The 14,420-nt window shown below is 51.5% G+C and carries 10 protein-coding genes, 2 tRNA genes and 3 rRNA genes; 7 read left to right on the top strand and 8 right to left on the bottom strand.

The annotated features are described in order from the left end of the window. The first annotated feature begins 11 nt into the window (after positions 1-11). Entirely contained in the window at positions 12-1,379 is a 1,368-nt protein-coding gene (gene mltD / locus M1D91_RS04255) for a murein transglycosylase D (RefSeq protein ID WP_437433181.1), read from the top strand. 49 nt (positions 1,380-1,428) lie between these two features. Here mltD and M1D91_RS04250 read toward each other — a convergent pair whose 3' ends face one another. Both M1D91_RS04250 and M1D91_RS04245 read right to left on the bottom strand, forming a co-directional pair. After that, the gene (locus M1D91_RS04250) at positions 1,429-2,199 is read right to left on the bottom strand and encodes a class I SAM-dependent methyltransferase (RefSeq protein ID WP_437433182.1); all 771 of its coding nucleotides are present in this window, start codon (positions 2,197-2,199) and stop codon (positions 1,429-1,431) included. Between the two features lie 77 nt (positions 2,200-2,276). Beyond that, on the bottom strand, positions 2,277-3,077 hold the full coding sequence (locus M1D91_RS04245; protein ID WP_437433183.1) for an endonuclease/exonuclease/phosphatase family protein: 801 nt from the start codon (positions 3,075-3,077) through the stop codon (positions 2,277-2,279). 216 nt (positions 3,078-3,293) lie between these two features. On the opposite strand from M1D91_RS04245, the gene yafC reads away from it, so the two are divergent. Next, positions 3,294-4,187 carry a DNA-binding transcriptional regulator YafC gene (gene yafC, locus M1D91_RS04240; RefSeq protein WP_437433184.1) on the top strand — a complete coding sequence of 298 codons (894 nt, stop codon included), beginning with the start codon at positions 3,294-3,296 and terminating at the stop codon, positions 4,185-4,187. 88 nt (positions 4,188-4,275) lie between these two features. Here yafC and M1D91_RS04235 read toward each other — a convergent pair. The 6 genes from M1D91_RS04235 to gmhB all read right to left on the bottom strand — a co-directional run bounded on the left by M1D91_RS04235 (position 4,276) and on the right by gmhB (position 10,480). Further along, a tRNA-Asp gene (locus tag M1D91_RS04235) sits at positions 4,276-4,352 on the bottom strand. A gap of 55 nt (positions 4,353-4,407) precedes the next feature. Further along, positions 4,408-4,523, bottom strand: a 5S ribosomal RNA gene (gene rrf / locus M1D91_RS04230). Positions 4,524-4,718: 195 nt separating this feature from the next. Further along, a 23S ribosomal RNA gene (locus M1D91_RS04225) occupies positions 4,719-7,624 on the bottom strand. 218 nt (positions 7,625-7,842) lie between these two features. Continuing rightward, positions 7,843-7,918, bottom strand: a tRNA-Glu gene (locus M1D91_RS04220). Positions 7,919-8,002: 84 nt separating this feature from the next. Further along, positions 8,003-9,542: ribosomal RNA gene (locus M1D91_RS04215) — 16S ribosomal RNA — on the bottom strand. Together the 16S, 23S and 5S rRNA genes with 2 tRNA genes alongside form the textbook arrangement of a ribosomal RNA operon. 371 nt (positions 9,543-9,913) lie before the next feature. After that, positions 9,914-10,480: a D-glycero-beta-D-manno-heptose 1,7-bisphosphate 7-phosphatase gene (gmhB, locus tag M1D91_RS04210; RefSeq protein WP_437433331.1), complete on the bottom strand. Its 567-nt coding sequence runs from the start codon at positions 10,478-10,480 to the stop codon at positions 9,914-9,916. Positions 10,481-10,669: 189 nt separating this feature from the next. Here gmhB and metN point away from each other — a divergent pair, with 189 nt between their 5' ends. The 5 genes from metN (at position 10,670) to tsaA (ending at position 14,419) form a co-directional block, all read left to right on the top strand. Beyond that, positions 10,670-11,701 (top strand): methionine ABC transporter ATP-binding protein MetN, encoded by a 1,032-nt coding sequence (gene metN / locus M1D91_RS04205; RefSeq protein ID WP_437433332.1) that lies wholly within the window; start codon positions 10,670-10,672, stop codon positions 11,699-11,701. Further along, positions 11,694-12,347, top strand: coding sequence for a methionine ABC transporter permease MetI (locus M1D91_RS04200; protein ID WP_437433333.1), 654 nt, complete (start codon positions 11,694-11,696; stop codon positions 12,345-12,347). The genes metN and M1D91_RS04200 overlap by 8 nt, the downstream gene beginning before the upstream one ends. 40 nt (positions 12,348-12,387) lie before the next feature. Then, positions 12,388-13,203: a MetQ/NlpA family lipoprotein gene (locus tag M1D91_RS04195; protein ID WP_437433334.1), complete on the top strand. Its 816-nt coding sequence runs from the start codon at positions 12,388-12,390 to the stop codon at positions 13,201-13,203. Between the two features lie 107 nt (positions 13,204-13,310). Further along, the gene (gene rcsF, locus M1D91_RS04190) at positions 13,311-13,715 is read left to right on the top strand and encodes an Rcs stress response system protein RcsF (RefSeq protein ID WP_437433335.1); all 405 of its coding nucleotides are present in this window, start codon (positions 13,311-13,313) and stop codon (positions 13,713-13,715) included. After that, positions 13,712-14,419 carry a tRNA (N6-threonylcarbamoyladenosine(37)-N6)-methyltransferase TrmO gene (gene tsaA / locus M1D91_RS04185; protein WP_437433336.1) on the top strand — a complete coding sequence of 236 codons (708 nt, stop codon included), beginning with the start codon at positions 13,712-13,714 and terminating at the stop codon, positions 14,417-14,419. The genes rcsF and tsaA overlap by 4 nt, the downstream gene beginning before the upstream one ends. Position 14,420 lies beyond the last annotated feature (1 nt).

Raw genomic sequence — 14,420 nt, 5'->3', positions numbered from 1 at the left:
TTGACACACACATGAAGGCAAAAGCGATATTATTCGCCTCTGTCCTGCTTGTGGGGTGCCAGGCGTCTCAGCACGATGGTACCGTACAACAGCACGCACAGAGCCTTTCTGCAGCTGGTCAAGGGGAAGCAGGGAAGTTTACAAGTCAGGCCCGGTGGATGGATGATGGAACCTTATCCGGGCAGGAACAAGACTTGTGGGCCTCCATAAGCGACGAGCTAAAGATGGGAATTCCGGAAAATAACCGGATTCGCGAGCAGAAACAGAAGTATTTAAGAAATAAGAGCTATCTCCACGATGTAACTTTACGGGCAGAGCCGTATATGTACTGGATAGCAGGGCAAGTTAAAAAACGTAACATGCCTATGGAACTGGTACTACTACCCATAGTGGAGAGCGCTTTTGACCCACATGCGACGTCTGGTCGTAATGCCGCCGGCATTTGGCAGATCATACCGAGCACGGGTCGTAATTATGGTTTGAAACAGACCCGCAGCTATGACGCGCGTCGTGACGTGGTGGCCTCTACAACCGCCGCGCTCGATATGATGCAGCGTTTGAATCGCATGTTTGATGGCGACTGGTTATTAACGGTTGCTGCCTATAACAGCGGTGAGGGCCGTGTACTGAAGGCAATGAAAGCGAATAAAGCGCGGGGTAAACCCACGGATTTCTGGTCGCTTTCACTGCCACAGGAAACCAAAATTTACGTGCCAAAAATGCTGGCGTTGAGTGACATTCTCAAGAACAGCAAGCAGTACGGTGTCATCCTGCCATCATCGGATGAGAGCCGTGCGCTGGCGAGAGTCAGACTGAGCAGTCCTGTAGAGGTTGGTCAACTGGCAGACATGGCCGGTATTTCGGTGAGCAAGCTTAAGACCTTTAACGCTGGCGTTAAGGGATCAACCTTAGGTGCAAGCGGGCCGCAATATGTAATGGTCCCGCAGAAACACGCCGATCAGTTGCGTGAGTCTCTGGCCTCCGGTGAAATTGCTGCCGTTCAGCCAACGCTGGTTGCGGATAACACGCCTTTGAGCAGCCGCAGCTACAAGGTTCGCTCAGGTGATACCTTATCCGGCATCGCTGCACGCCTCGGGGTTACATCGAAAGATCTCCAGCAATGGAACCGTCTTCGTGGAGCCAGCCTGAAGGTAGGTCAGAATCTGACGGTCGGAGCGGGTACAAGCGCACAGCGCCTCGCCAGTAACGCTGACAGCATCACCTACCGCGTGCGTAAGGGTGATTCGCTCTCCAGCATTGCAAAACGTCACGGTGTTAATATCCGCGATGTGATGCGCTGGAATAGCGATACTGCGAACCTGCAGCCTGGCGATCAGCTAACGTTGTTTGTGAGCAATAACAGCTCGCCAGACTCCTGATAACCAGGTAAGAAAAATAAAGGCACCGTTTCCCCCGGTGCCTTTTTTATTATGCAACCTTTTGCGCTTCGGCCATGATAGTGTCGCTGGTAAAAGACCCCTCTTCCGATAATTCGAAATAGCGCTTCACCTCCTCAGAGGCACTTTGCTGATACATTCTGATGGCGTCACTCAGTATCTGCGGCGTGCGCATACGCGCAATCCAGGTGCTGAATTCCAGTGTCAGACGGTCAGTGACGAGGTGACGTGTTGTCAGTCCGGCATCATTTAACAGATTCAGCCATTCGCCGCTTGAATAGTTGCGTACATGTGAAGTGTCACGCAGCGCTTCTACTGTCTGCAGCCAGACATCACGCACAGGATGCCCAGGAGACATGATGTCCATAATGATGAAGATGCCGCCGGGTTTGAGAACACGTCGCACTTCACGCAAGGCCTGCCCGACATCGTGCCAGTGATGTGCTGAGTAGCGACTGATCACCACATCAAAAGACTCCGGGTCAAAGGGCAGCGCCTCAGCATAGCCCTGGCGCGTCGTAATATTGCTCAGACCTTTCTCTTTGGCCGCCGCAGCCACTACTTCCAGCATCTGGCTGGAGAGATCGTAAGCCGTTACCTGCGCCGTCTCGCCCGCCGCCACAAAACTGGCATGCCCTGCGCCGCATCCCATATCCAGAACATGCGCATGAGGGAATGCATGAAGACGTTCGCCAAGACGCTGCAAGTCGCGTCCAAAAGCATGTACCGCGCTGGTTAAATAGGCACTGGCCTGGTCACCAAACTGTTTTTCGACATTGTCATGATGAGAGCCTTTAATCATTGTGCTGTCCTTATTGAGTGGGAAGAAAGGGCAGCACCAGAATGTTCGGCCTGCCCGACGGCAGACCTGACACACCATTATTGATCAGGCTTGCCGGGAGTGAATTCAACGAGTAGTGGATTGTGGTCGGAGGCGCGAGTCACCAGTACAGAAGCTTCCTGCACGTTTAAACCGCGATAGAACACAAAATCCAGAGGACGGCCAAACGCCCGGCGGCGATTGTCATCCGTAAAGCGAACCTGACGCAGAGACATCTCTCTTGAAAACCGATAGAGCGCATTCATTCGCGGGCGGCTCCAGGCGTTGAAGTCACCTGCCATAATGACCGGCCCGACATGACGCAAAATTTGATCGCCAATGGGCAGCAGCTGTTTACTGTAGACATCGACCCCAAGGCTGAAATTTACTGCGTGTACGTTCACTACCATCAAATTACGCCTGTCCGGCAGCGGGTATACCGTCACCAGGGCAGATTTAGCCAGACGTAAAATGGGTTCGCGCTCACGCAATGGGCAGCAGTAAATAGGATGAGCAGAAGAAAGCGTCATCACACCTGAAGGGTGCTGAGGTAAAACAAACGCAGGCACCTGATCGGCGGCAAGATAGTTAGTGGTCGCAAACTTTACCAGTTCAGGTGTTGTTTGCGCTTCCTGTAACAGTACCAGGTGAGCATCTTTACCGAAATTTTGCAGTACCGATAACCACTCCGCACGTTGTTGTTTAAAAATATTCCATACCAGTACACGGATGTTATCTTCGCTACTCAGAGGTAACCCAGCGGGCAGCGCCTTGCCAATAGTTGCGAATGACCCAGGCGGCATAATGCGCTCCGCAGGCTGACCGGCAACGTATCTCATGGCATAGGTGTTCTTCGGCACTTTCAGATTCTGACCTCTTCACTAAATCTCCATTACATGGAGTTGTCATTCAGTTATAGGGATTTTAGCGCAGAGTTTCAACGTTGATTGTCAGAAAAGAGCCAGTTTGAAGTTAGTAAGTGCTCATTAGCCTATGTAAAGTAACAACCACTATGGAAAAGTGATTTAATAGCACAATCGATATAATATCTTTTTATTTTTGCCGCAGGTGCAACAATGAAAGCCAGCTCTGAAGAACTCACTATATTCGTTGCCGTCGTTGAAAGCGGGAGTTTCAGCCGGGCAGCTGAACGACTCGGCCAGGCAAACTCGGCGGTCAGTCGGGCGGTAAAAAAACTGGAAAATAAACTGGGCGTCAATCTTCTGAACCGAACGACACGCCAGCTCAGCCTCACCGAAGAAGGCGAACGTTACTTTCGCCGGGTTCAGGGTGTACTGCAGGAGATGGCAGCAGCCGAAACCGAAATTATGGAGGCGAAATTAACGCCGCGGGGTACGTTGCGCATTGATGCAGCCACGCCTGTGATGCTGCATTTTTTGCTGCCACTGATTAAGCCATTCCGCGAACGCTATCCGGAGATTTCCCTCTCTCTGGTCTCAAGTGAAACCTTTATCAACCTGATCGAACGTAAAGTTGATGTCGCCATCCGTGTCGGTAAACTCACCGATTCCAGCTTGCGCGCTCGCCCTCTTTTTAAGAGTTACCGTAAAATCATTGCTTCCCCGGACTATCTGGCCCACGCCGGAATGCCTGCAACAGTGGCGGATCTTAAAAACCACATATGTCTTGGATTCACTGAACCCGCATCACTGAATACCTGGCCTGTTGCATCCAGTGATGGTCAGTTGTACGAGACAGAGTGTGGTATGACATCCAATAGCGGCGAGACGCTTAAACATCTTTGTATGAGCGGCAACGGTATCGCCTGTTTATCGGATTATATGATTAATAAAGAGCTTATGAGCGGAGAGCTGGTGGAGGTGCTGGCTGACAGGCGGCTTCCCGTTGAGATGCCATTCAGTGCCGTTTATTACAGTGACAGAGCCGTCAGTACCCGGATTCGGGCCTTTATTGATTTCGTGAGCGAATTCTCGCCTCCCTGCTCTTGATGCTCATTTACTGACTTCTTTTCTCATACCGGAAAATTAAACGCAAAAAAAAAACCGCATCTCATATGAGATGCGGCTCTTAAATAAGTGGCGGAACGGACGGGACTCGAACCCGCGACCCCCTGCGTGACAGGCAGGTATTCTAACCGACTGAACTACCGCTCCACCGAATTTTTCTACAACCGCCGGTTTATTGCCCCGGTTTACTGCTTAATTTGATGCCTGGCAGTTCCCTACTCTCGCATGGGGAGACCCCACACTACCATCGGCGCTACGGCGTTTCACTTCTGAGTTCGGCATGGGGTCAGGTGGGACCACCGCGCTAGTGCCGCCAGGCAAATTCTTTGTGCTCTGTACGCAATCTTTTATCGCATCAGCCGCGTTGCCTGCGCTCGCAAAGTCAGTCACATACCTCAGTATGCTCCTTCCTTTCCTTCGCTGGCCGCCTTGCTGCTGCGTAAATTATTGCGCACTTAATTCTGGAATCAGCTGAAAATCGTGTTTCTCACGCCAAAACAGCTTCGGCGTTGTAAGGTTAAGCCTCACGGTTCATTAGTATCGGTTAGCTCAACGCATCGCTGCGCTTACACACCCGACCTATCAACGTCGTCGTCTTCAACGTTCCTTCAGGAGACTTAAAGTCTCAGGGAGAACTCATCTCGGGGCAAGTTTCGTGCTTAGATGCTTTCAGCACTTATCTTTTCCGCATTTAGCTACCGGGCAGTGCCATTGGCATGACAACCCGAACACCAGTGATGCGTCCACTCCGGTCCTCTCGTACTAGGAGCAGCCCCCCTCAATTCTCCAGCGCCCACGGCAGATAGGGACCGAACTGTCTCACGACGTTCTAAACCCAGCTCGCGTACCACTTTAAACGGCGAACAGCCGTACCCTTGGGACCTACTTCAGCCCCAGGATGTGATGAGCCGACATCGAGGTGCCAAACACCGCCGTCGATATGAACTCTTGGGCGGTATCAGCCTGTTATCCCCGGAGTACCTTTTATCCGTTGAGCGATGGCCCTTCCATTCAGAACCACCGGATCACTATGACCTGCTTTCGCACCTGCTCGAGCCGTCACTCTCGCAGTCAAGCTAGCTTATGCCATTGCACTAACCTCCTGATGTCCGACCAGGATTAGCTAACCTTCGTGCTCCTCCGTTACACTTTAGGAGGAGACCGCCCCAGTCAAACTACCCACCAGACACTGTCCGCAACCCGGATCACGGGTCCACGTTAGAACATCAAACATTAAAGGGTGGTATTTCAAGGTTGGCTCCACGCAGACTGGCGTCCACGCTTCAAAGCCTCCCACCTATCCTACACATCAAGGCTCAATGTTCAGTGTCAAGCTATAGTAAAGGTTCACGGGGTCTTTCCGTCTTGCCGCGGGTACACTGCATCTTCACAGCGAGTTCAATTTCACTGAGTCTCGGGTGGAGACAGCCTGGCCATCATTACGCCATTCGTGCAGGTCGGAACTTACCCGACAAGGAATTTCGCTACCTTAGGACCGTTATAGTTACGGCCGCCGTTTACCGGGGCTTCGATCAAGAGCTTCTCCTTACGGATAACCCCATCAATTAACCTTCCGGCACCGGGCAGGCGTCACACCGTATACGTCCACTTTCGTGTTTGCACAGTGCTGTGTTTTTAATAAACAGTTGCAGCCAGCTGGTATCTTCGACTGGTTTCAGCTCCGTGAGCAAGTCACTTCACCTACGCACCAGCGTGCCTTCTCCCGAAGTTACGGCACCATTTTGCCTAGTTCCTTCACCCGAGTTCTCTCAAGCGCCTTGGTATTCTCTACCTGACCACCTGTGTCGGTTTGGGGTACGATTTCGTGTTACCTGATGCTTAGAGGCTTTTCCTGGAAGCAGGGCATTTGTCACTTCAGCACCGTAGTGCCTCGTCATCACACCTCAGCGTTAAAAGGTACCGGATTTACCTGGAACCTCCGCCTACATGCTTAAACCGGGACAACCGTCGCCCGGCCGACATAGCCTTCTCCGTCCCCCCTTCGCAGTAACACCAAGTACAGGAATATTAACCTGTTTCCCATCGACTACGCCTTTCGGCCTCGCCTTAGGGGTCGACTCACCCTGCCCCGATTAACGTTGGACAGGAACCCTTGGTCTTCCGGCGAGCGGGCTTTTCACCCGCTTTATCGTTACTTATGTCAGCATTCGCACTTCTGATACCTCCAGCAGCCCTCACAGGCCACCTTCAACGGCTTACAGAACGCTCCCCTACCCAACAACACATAAGTGTCGCTGCCGCAGCTTCGGTGCATGGTTTAGCCCCGTTACATCTTCCGCGCAGGCCGACTCGACCAGTGAGCTATTACGCTTTCTTTAAATGATGGCTGCTTCTAAGCCAACATCCTGGCTGTCTGTGCCTTCCCACATCGTTTCCCACTTAACCATGACTTTGGGACCTTAGCTGGCGGTCTGGGTTGTTTCCCTCTTCACGACGGACGTTAGCACCCGCCGTGTGTCTCCCGTGATAACATTCTCCGGTATTCGTAGTTTGCATCGGGTTGGTAAGCCGGGATGGCCCCCTAGCCGAAACAGTGCTCTACCCCCGGAGATGAGTTCACGAGGCGCTACCTAAATAGCTTTCGGGGAGAACCAGCTATCTCCCGGTTTGATTGGCCTTTCACCCCCAGCCACAGGTCATCCGCTAATTTTTCAACATTAGTCGGTTCGGTCCTCCAGTTAGTGTTACCCAACCTTCAACCTGCCCATGGCTAGATCACCGGGTTTCGGGTCTATACCCTGCAACTTAACGCCCAGTTAAGACTCGGTTTCCCTGCGGCTCCCCTATACGGTTAACCTTGCTACAGAATATAAGTCGCTGACCCATTATACAAAAGGTACGCAGTCACACCACGAAGGTGCTCCCACTGCTTGTACGTACACGGTTTCAGGTTCTTTTTCACTCCCCTCGCCGGGGTTCTTTTCGCCTTTCCCTCACGGTACTGGTTCACTATCGGTCAGTCAGGAGTATTTAGCCTTGGAGGATGGTCCCCCCATATTCAGACAGGATACCACGTGTCCCGCCCTACTCTTCGAGTTCACAACAGATGCATTTTCGTGTACGGGACTTTCACCCTGTACCGTGCGACTTTCCAGACGCTTCCACTAACACATTTGCTGATTCAGACTCTGGGCTCTTCCCCGTTCGCTCGCCGCTACTGGGGGAATCTCGGTTGATTTCTTTTCCTCGGGGTACTTAGATGTTTCAGTTCCCCCGGTTCGCCTCATGCCACTATGTATTCATGACATGATAGTGTGACGAGTCACACTGGGTTTCCCCATTCGGGTATCGCCGGGTCAAGGGTTCATATCACCTCGCCGGCGCTTATCGCAGATTAGCACGCCCTTCATCGCCTCTGACTGCCAGGGCATCCACCGTGTACGCTTGGTCGCTTAACCTCACAACCCGAAGCTGTTTCGTAAAACACTTCAGTGTCGTGAAAATTTGAGAGACTCAAACACGCCTGTTTTTCTTTTCTTATTACGGAGAAAAGAAACAGGGTGTTGTTTCAATTTTCAGCTTGATCCAGATTTTTAAAGAGCAAATATCTCAAACGTCACCCGAAGATGAGTTTTGAGATATATCAGCAGGTGACTTTCACTCACATACCAGCAAGTGGCGTCCCCTAGGGGATTCGAACCCCTGTTACCGCCGTGAAAGGGCGGTGTCCTGGGCCTCTAGACGAAGGGGACACAAAGTCTCAATCGCAAGACGCCTTGCTATTTACTTTTCATCAGACAATCTGTGTGAGCACTGCAAAGGCAGGTTCTTTAAGGTAAGGAGGTGATCCAACCGCAGGTTCCCCTACGGTTACCTTGTTACGACTTCACCCCAGTCATGAATCACAAAGTGGTAAGCGCCCTCCCGAAGGTTAAGCTACCTACTTCTTTTGCAACCCACTCCCATGGTGTGACGGGCGGTGTGTACAAGGCCCGGGAACGTATTCACCGTGGCATTCTGATCCACGATTACTAGCGATTCCGACTTCACGGAGTCGAGTTGCAGACTCCGATCCGGACTACGACATACTTTATGAGGTCCGCTTGCTCTCGCGAGGTCGCTTCTCTTTGTATATGCCATTGTAGCACGTGTGTAGCCCTACTCGTAAGGGCCATGATGACTTGACGTCATCCCCACCTTCCTCCAGTTTATCACTGGCAGTCTCCTTTGAGTTCCCGACCGAATCGCTGGCAACAAAGGATAAGGGTTGCGCTCGTTGCGGGACTTAACCCAACATTTCACAACACGAGCTGACGACAGCCATGCAGCACCTGTCTCAGAGTTCCCGAAGGCACCAATCCATCTCTGGAAAGTTCTCTGGATGTCAAGAGTAGGTAAGGTTCTTCGCGTTGCATCGAATTAAACCACATGCTCCACCGCTTGTGCGGGCCCCCGTCAATTCATTTGAGTTTTAACCTTGCGGCCGTACTCCCCAGGCGGTCGACTTAACGCGTTAGCTCCGGAAGCCACGCCTCAAGGGCACAACCTCCAAGTCGACATCGTTTACAGCGTGGACTACCAGGGTATCTAATCCTGTTTGCTCCCCACGCTTTCGCACCTGAGCGTCAGTCTTTGTCCAGGGGGCCGCCTTCGCCACCGGTATTCCTCCAGATCTCTACGCATTTCACCGCTACACCTGGAATTCTACCCCCCTCTACAAGACTCAAGCCTGCCAGTTTCGAATGCAGTTCCCAGGTTGAGCCCGGGGATTTCACATCCGACTTGACAGACCGCCTGCGTGCGCTTTACGCCCAGTAATTCCGATTAACGCTTGCACCCTCCGTATTACCGCGGCTGCTGGCACGGAGTTAGCCGGTGCTTCTTCTGCGGGTAACGTCAATCGACACGGTTATTAACCGTATCGCCTTCCTCCCCGCTGAAAGTACTTTACAACCCGAAGGCCTTCTTCATACACGCGGCATGGCTGCATCAGGCTTGCGCCCATTGTGCAATATTCCCCACTGCTGCCTCCCGTAGGAGTCTGGACCGTGTCTCAGTTCCAGTGTGGCTGGTCATCCTCTCAGACCAGCTAGGGATCGTCGCCTAGGTGAGCCATTACCCCACCTACTAGCTAATCCCATCTGGGCACATCTGATGGCAAGAGGCCCGAAGGTCCCCCTCTTTGGTCTTGCGACATTATGCGGTATTAGCTACCGTTTCCAGTAGTTATCCCCCTCCATCAGGCAGTTTCCCAGACATTACTCACCCGTCCGCCACTCGTCACCCGAGAGCAAGCTCTCTGTGCTACCGTTCGACTTGCATGTGTTAGGCCTGCCGCCAGCGTTCAATCTGAGCCATGATCAAACTCTTCAATTTAAGTTTGATGCTCGTAGAATTAAACTTCGTAATGAATTACGTGTTCACTCTTTGAGACTTGGTATTCATTTTTTGTCCGAAGACATCAAGAATCCATGTCACTTTGAGTGCCCACACAGATTGTCTGATAAATTGTTAAAGAGCAGTGCAACGCGGCTTTCGCTCACCGTTGCGAGGTGGCGTATATTACGCTTTCCTCTTTCAGAGTCAACCCTGATTTTCAGGGTTTTTCTCTTCAACCGAACCGGCTGTTTAGTGTGAAGTGATTCACATCTGCCGTGTCGATGGAGGCGCATTATAGGGAGCTCCCGATGAATGACAAGCGGAAAAATGCATTTTTATTTCAACCGCTCATCTTTTCATCATAACGGCTATTTTTGGTGCTTTTTAATGGCTGCAGGCAGGTCTGCAAGGCTATTAATCACCCAATCCGCTGCATTTTCTGCTTCTGGCGTGACGGGTTTACCGGTACGAACCAATACACGCTTTCCTACCTGCGCTGCATTTGCTGCCTGCATATCTTCAAGTTTATCGCCCACCATATAAGAAGAAGACATATCAATGTGCAGATGATCGCGAGCTGAGATGAACATTCCCGGATGCGGTTTACGACAATCACAGCTCTGGCGGAACTCTTCAACCGTCCCCTGAGGATGATGCGGACAGTAATAGATACCATCTAATTCAACATCCCGGTCTGCCAGTGACCAGTCCATCCACTCCGTCAGCGTTTCGAACTGTGCCTCCGTAAACTTGCCGCGGGCAATACCGGACTGGTTAGTCACGATAACTAAAGCGAAGCCCATGGCTTTTAATTCACGCATGGCCTCTATAACGCCATCAATAAACTCAAAATTGTCTATCTCATGAACATAACCATGATCAACATTTATAGTGCCATCACGATCGAGAAAAATTGCAGGTACTGAGTTTGCCACCGGTTTGCTCCTGAATAAGGCTTGTACCTTTATTATCTCACGTTTCATCGGGCAGGAAAGTGCTCATCGCAAAGGGTATGATTGATTTAGACGTCTGGATGCCCTAACATCCGCTCTGTTTACGGTCAATGGCCGTAACCGGCAGAACAAAATGCCACGGCTCACTCTTAATACGATAAAAATAATCTGATGATTAAACTTTCGAATATCACCAAAGTGTTCCAGCAGGGGACGCGATCGATTCAGGCGCTGAACAATGTCAGCCTGCACGTTCCTGCCGGGCAAATTTATGGCGTCATTGGCGCCTCAGGCGCAGGTAAAAGTACGCTGATTCGCTGCGTCAATTTACTTGAGCGTCCAACCCAGGGTAGCGTTCAGGTTGATGGCCAGGAACTGACCGCACTTTCTGAGTCTGAATTGACTAAAGCACGTCGCCAGATTGGCATGATTTTCCAGCATTTTAATCTGCTCGCCTCCCGCACCGTCTTCGGCAACATCGCGCTGCCTCTGGAGCTGGATAGCACACCGCGTGAAGAAATTAACCGCCGCGTGAAAGAGTTGCTTGATCTGGTTGGACTGAGCGACAAGCAGGACAGCTACCCGGCAAACCTGTCGGGTGGTCAGAAGCAGCGAGTTGCCATCGCGCGTGCTCTGGCGAGTAACCCCAAAGTGTTGCTGTGTGACGAAGCCACCAGCGCACTCGATCCCGCCACTACCCGTTCCATTCTGGAACTACTGAAAGATATTAATCGTCGCCTGGGCCTGACCATTTTGCTGATCACGCATGAGATGGATGTGGTGAAGCGTATCTGTGACTGTGTTGCCGTCATCAGTAATGGTGAATTAATCGAACAGGATACGGTCAGTGAAGTTTTCTCTCATCCGAAAACCCCACTGGCGCAGCAGTTTATCCAGTCCACATTACACCTGGATATCCCGGAAGATTATCTTCAGCGTTTAAAACCCCAGCCGCTTGAAGACAGCGTACCGATGCTGCGTATGGAATTTACCGGTCAATCGGTCGACGCACCGTTACTGTCTGAAACGGCCCGTCGTTTTAATGTGAACAACAACATTATTAGCGCGCAGATGGATTATGCCGGTGGCGTTAAGTTCGGCATCATGCTGACCGAAATGCACGGCACACAACAAGATACGCAAGCGGCTATTGCCTGGCTTAAAGAACACCATGTAAAAGTAGAGGTGCTGGGTTATGTCTGAGCCAATGATGTGGTTACTGGTGAAGGGCGTCTGGGAAACGCTGGCAATGACCTTCGTCTCCGGTTTTTTCGGTTTTGTATTAGGCCTACCGGTCGGCGTACTTCTTTATGTCACGCGTCCTGGGCAGATTTCTGAAAACGCGAAGCTTTACCGCACGATATCCGCGCTGGTGAATATCTTCCGTTCTATTCCTTTTATTATCCTGCTGGTCTGGATGATCCCCTTCACTCGTATTGTGGTGGGCACTTCGATCGGCCTGCAGGCGGCGATTGTTCCATTAACCGTCGGGGCTGCGCCTTTTATTGCACGTATGGTAGAAAATGCGTTGCTGGAGATCCCAACGGGTCTTATCGAAGCCTCACGCGCGATGGGTGCCACGCCGATGCAAATCGTGCGTAAGGTCCTTTTACCGGAAGCGTTACCCGGTCTGGTAAACGCGGCAACCATTACGCTTATCACCCTGGTAGGTTATTCCGCAATGGGAGGCGCTGTGGGTGCCGGTGGTTTGGGCCAGATTGGCTATCAGTATGGCTACATAGGCTACAACGCCGTGGTCATGAATACGGTGCTGGCGCTACTGGTGATTCTGGTTTACTTAATTCAGTTTGCAGGCGATCGTATCGTTCGCGCTGTTACGCATAAATAATGTTGCACACAACACAACGACTCTGAGAAAGGAAATACACATGGCGTTTAAATTCAAGACCTTTGCGGCAGTAGGTGCGCTGATTGGCTCCCTGGCCCTGGCAGGCTGCGGTCAGGACGAAAAAAATCCAAACCATATTAAAGTTGGCGTAATTGTTGGCGCAGAACAGCAGGTTGCTGAAGTGGCACAAAAAGTCGCGAAAGAGAAGTATGGCCTCGATGTTGAGCTGGTGACATTTAACGACTATGTACTGCCAAATGAAGCGCTGAGTAAAGGCGATATCGATGTTAACGCCTTCCAGCATAAGCCTTACCTGGATCAGCAGATTAAAGATCGTGGTTACAAACTGGTGACCGTGGGCAACACCTTTGTTTACCCGATTGCCGGATATTCTAAAAAAATCAAATCTATCGATGAATTGCAGGAAGGCGCACAGATCGCCGTACCAAACGATCCGACTAACCTGGGCCGTTCTCTGTTGCTGTTACAACAGCAGGGTCTCATCAAACTGAAAGACGGCGTCGGCCTGCTGCCTAGCGTTCTGGATGTTGCTGAGAATCCAAAAAACCTGAAAATCGTTGAACTGGAAGCCCCGCAGCTGCCGCGCTCTCTGGACGATGCGCAAATTGCGCTGGCCGTCATCAACACCACGTATGCCAGCCAGATCAACCTGACGCCTGCAAAAGATGGCATCTTTGTTGAAGATAAAGACTCTCCATACGTAAACCTGATCGTCAGCCGCGAAGACAATAAAGACGCGGAAAACGTGAAGAAATTCGTTCAGGCTTATCAGTCTGATGAAGTGTACGAAGCTGCTAACAAAGTGTTCAACGGTGGTGCGGTTAAAGGTTGGTAATTCGCTGTAACCTTATAATCCTTCAGGACGGGCACATGCCCGTCTTGTTATTTTCCCAAGCACCTGATTCAATAAGCAACGTTAAGAAATTTTATTGAGGAAATATTATGCGTGCTTTACCGATCTGTTTACTGGCACTCATGCTGAGCGGCTGTTCAATGCTAAGCAGATCTCCCGTCGAACCTGTTAAAAGCACAGCAACGCCTCCAAAAGTGGAACCGGCAAAGCCCAAACCGCCGCGTGCCGCCCCCGTGCGAATCATCACTAATGCTGAAGATTTAGTGGGAAAAACGTTCCGTGATTTAGGAGAAGTGACGGGCGACTCCTGTCAGGCCAGTACTCAGGACTCTCCGCCCAATATCCCTACCGCGCGTAAGCGCCTGCAGATTAACGCGTCTAAAATGAAAGCGAACGCCGTTTTGCTGCATAGCTGCGAAGTCACAAGCGGTACGCCGGGATGTTATCGCCAGGCCGTTTGTGTGGGTTCCGCCCTTAACGTATCGGCGAAATGACCGCGTTTACTTTTGAACAGATAGGCGTCATCCGCTCTCCCTATAAAGAAAAGTTCGCCGTTCCCCGCCAGCCAGGTCTGGTGAAACATGGGGGCGGCGAATTGCATCTTATCGCCCCTTATAACCACGCCGAGGCCGTTCGCGGACTTGAAGCCTTCAGCCATCTGTGGATTTTGTTTGTTTTTCACCAGACAATGGATGGCGGCTGGCGACCTACCGTTCGCCCACCCCGTTTAGGCGGCAATGCCAGAATGGGCGTTTTTGCCACGCGGTCGACCTTTCGTCCCAATCCTGTCGGGATGTCGCTGGTTGAACTAAAGGGTATCCAGTGCGAGAAAGATCGCGTGATCCTGCAATTAGGCAGCCTGGACCTGGTCGACGGTACACCTGTTGTCGATATCAAACCCTATCTGCCGTTTGCTGAAGCCCTGCCAGACGCACGTGCCAGCTATGCACAGCATGCTCCGTCTGCTGATATGCCCGTCATGTTCAGTCCAGACGTTGAAGCACTGTTACCTGGGCTTGAAAAGCGTTACCCTCACCTTTCCTCCTTTATTTGTGAAGTGCTGGCCCAGGACCCGCGCCCGGCCTACCGAAAAGGTGAAGAACAGGGAAAAACCTACGCTGTCTGGCTACTGGATTTCAATGTTCGCTGGCGGGTAACCGAAGCGGGTTTTGAAGTCTTTGCGCTGGAAGACCGTTAAT

This window comes from Enterobacter sp. SA197 (assembly GCF_054131575.1).
The sequence above is the reverse complement of the archived record's forward strand: the minus strand, read 5'-3'. Positions and strand labels throughout refer to the sequence as shown.

Bases quoted from the DNA above. Each gene is read 5' to 3' on its own strand.
- M1D91_RS04200 (WP_437433333.1), top strand. From the start codon at position 11,694: ATGTCTGAGCCAATGATGTGGTTACTGGTGAAGGGCGTCTGGGAAACG.
- rcsF (WP_437433335.1), top strand. From the start codon at position 13,311: ATGCGTGCTTTACCGATCTGTTTACTGGCACTCATGCTGAGCGGCTGT.
- yafC (WP_437433184.1), top strand. From the start codon at position 3,294: ATGAAAGCCAGCTCTGAAGAACTCACTATATTCGTTGCCGTCGTTGAA.
- M1D91_RS04250 (WP_437433182.1), bottom strand. From the start codon at position 2,199: ATGATTAAAGGCTCTCATCATGACAATGTCGAAAAACAGTTTGGTGAC.
- M1D91_RS04195 (WP_437433334.1), top strand. From the start codon at position 12,388: ATGGCGTTTAAATTCAAGACCTTTGCGGCAGTAGGTGCGCTGATTGGC.
- mltD (WP_437433181.1), top strand. From the start codon at position 12: ATGAAGGCAAAAGCGATATTATTCGCCTCTGTCCTGCTTGTGGGGTGC.
- tsaA (WP_437433336.1), top strand. From the start codon at position 13,712: ATGACCGCGTTTACTTTTGAACAGATAGGCGTCATCCGCTCTCCCTAT.
- metN (WP_437433332.1), top strand. From the start codon at position 10,670: ATGATTAAACTTTCGAATATCACCAAAGTGTTCCAGCAGGGGACGCGA.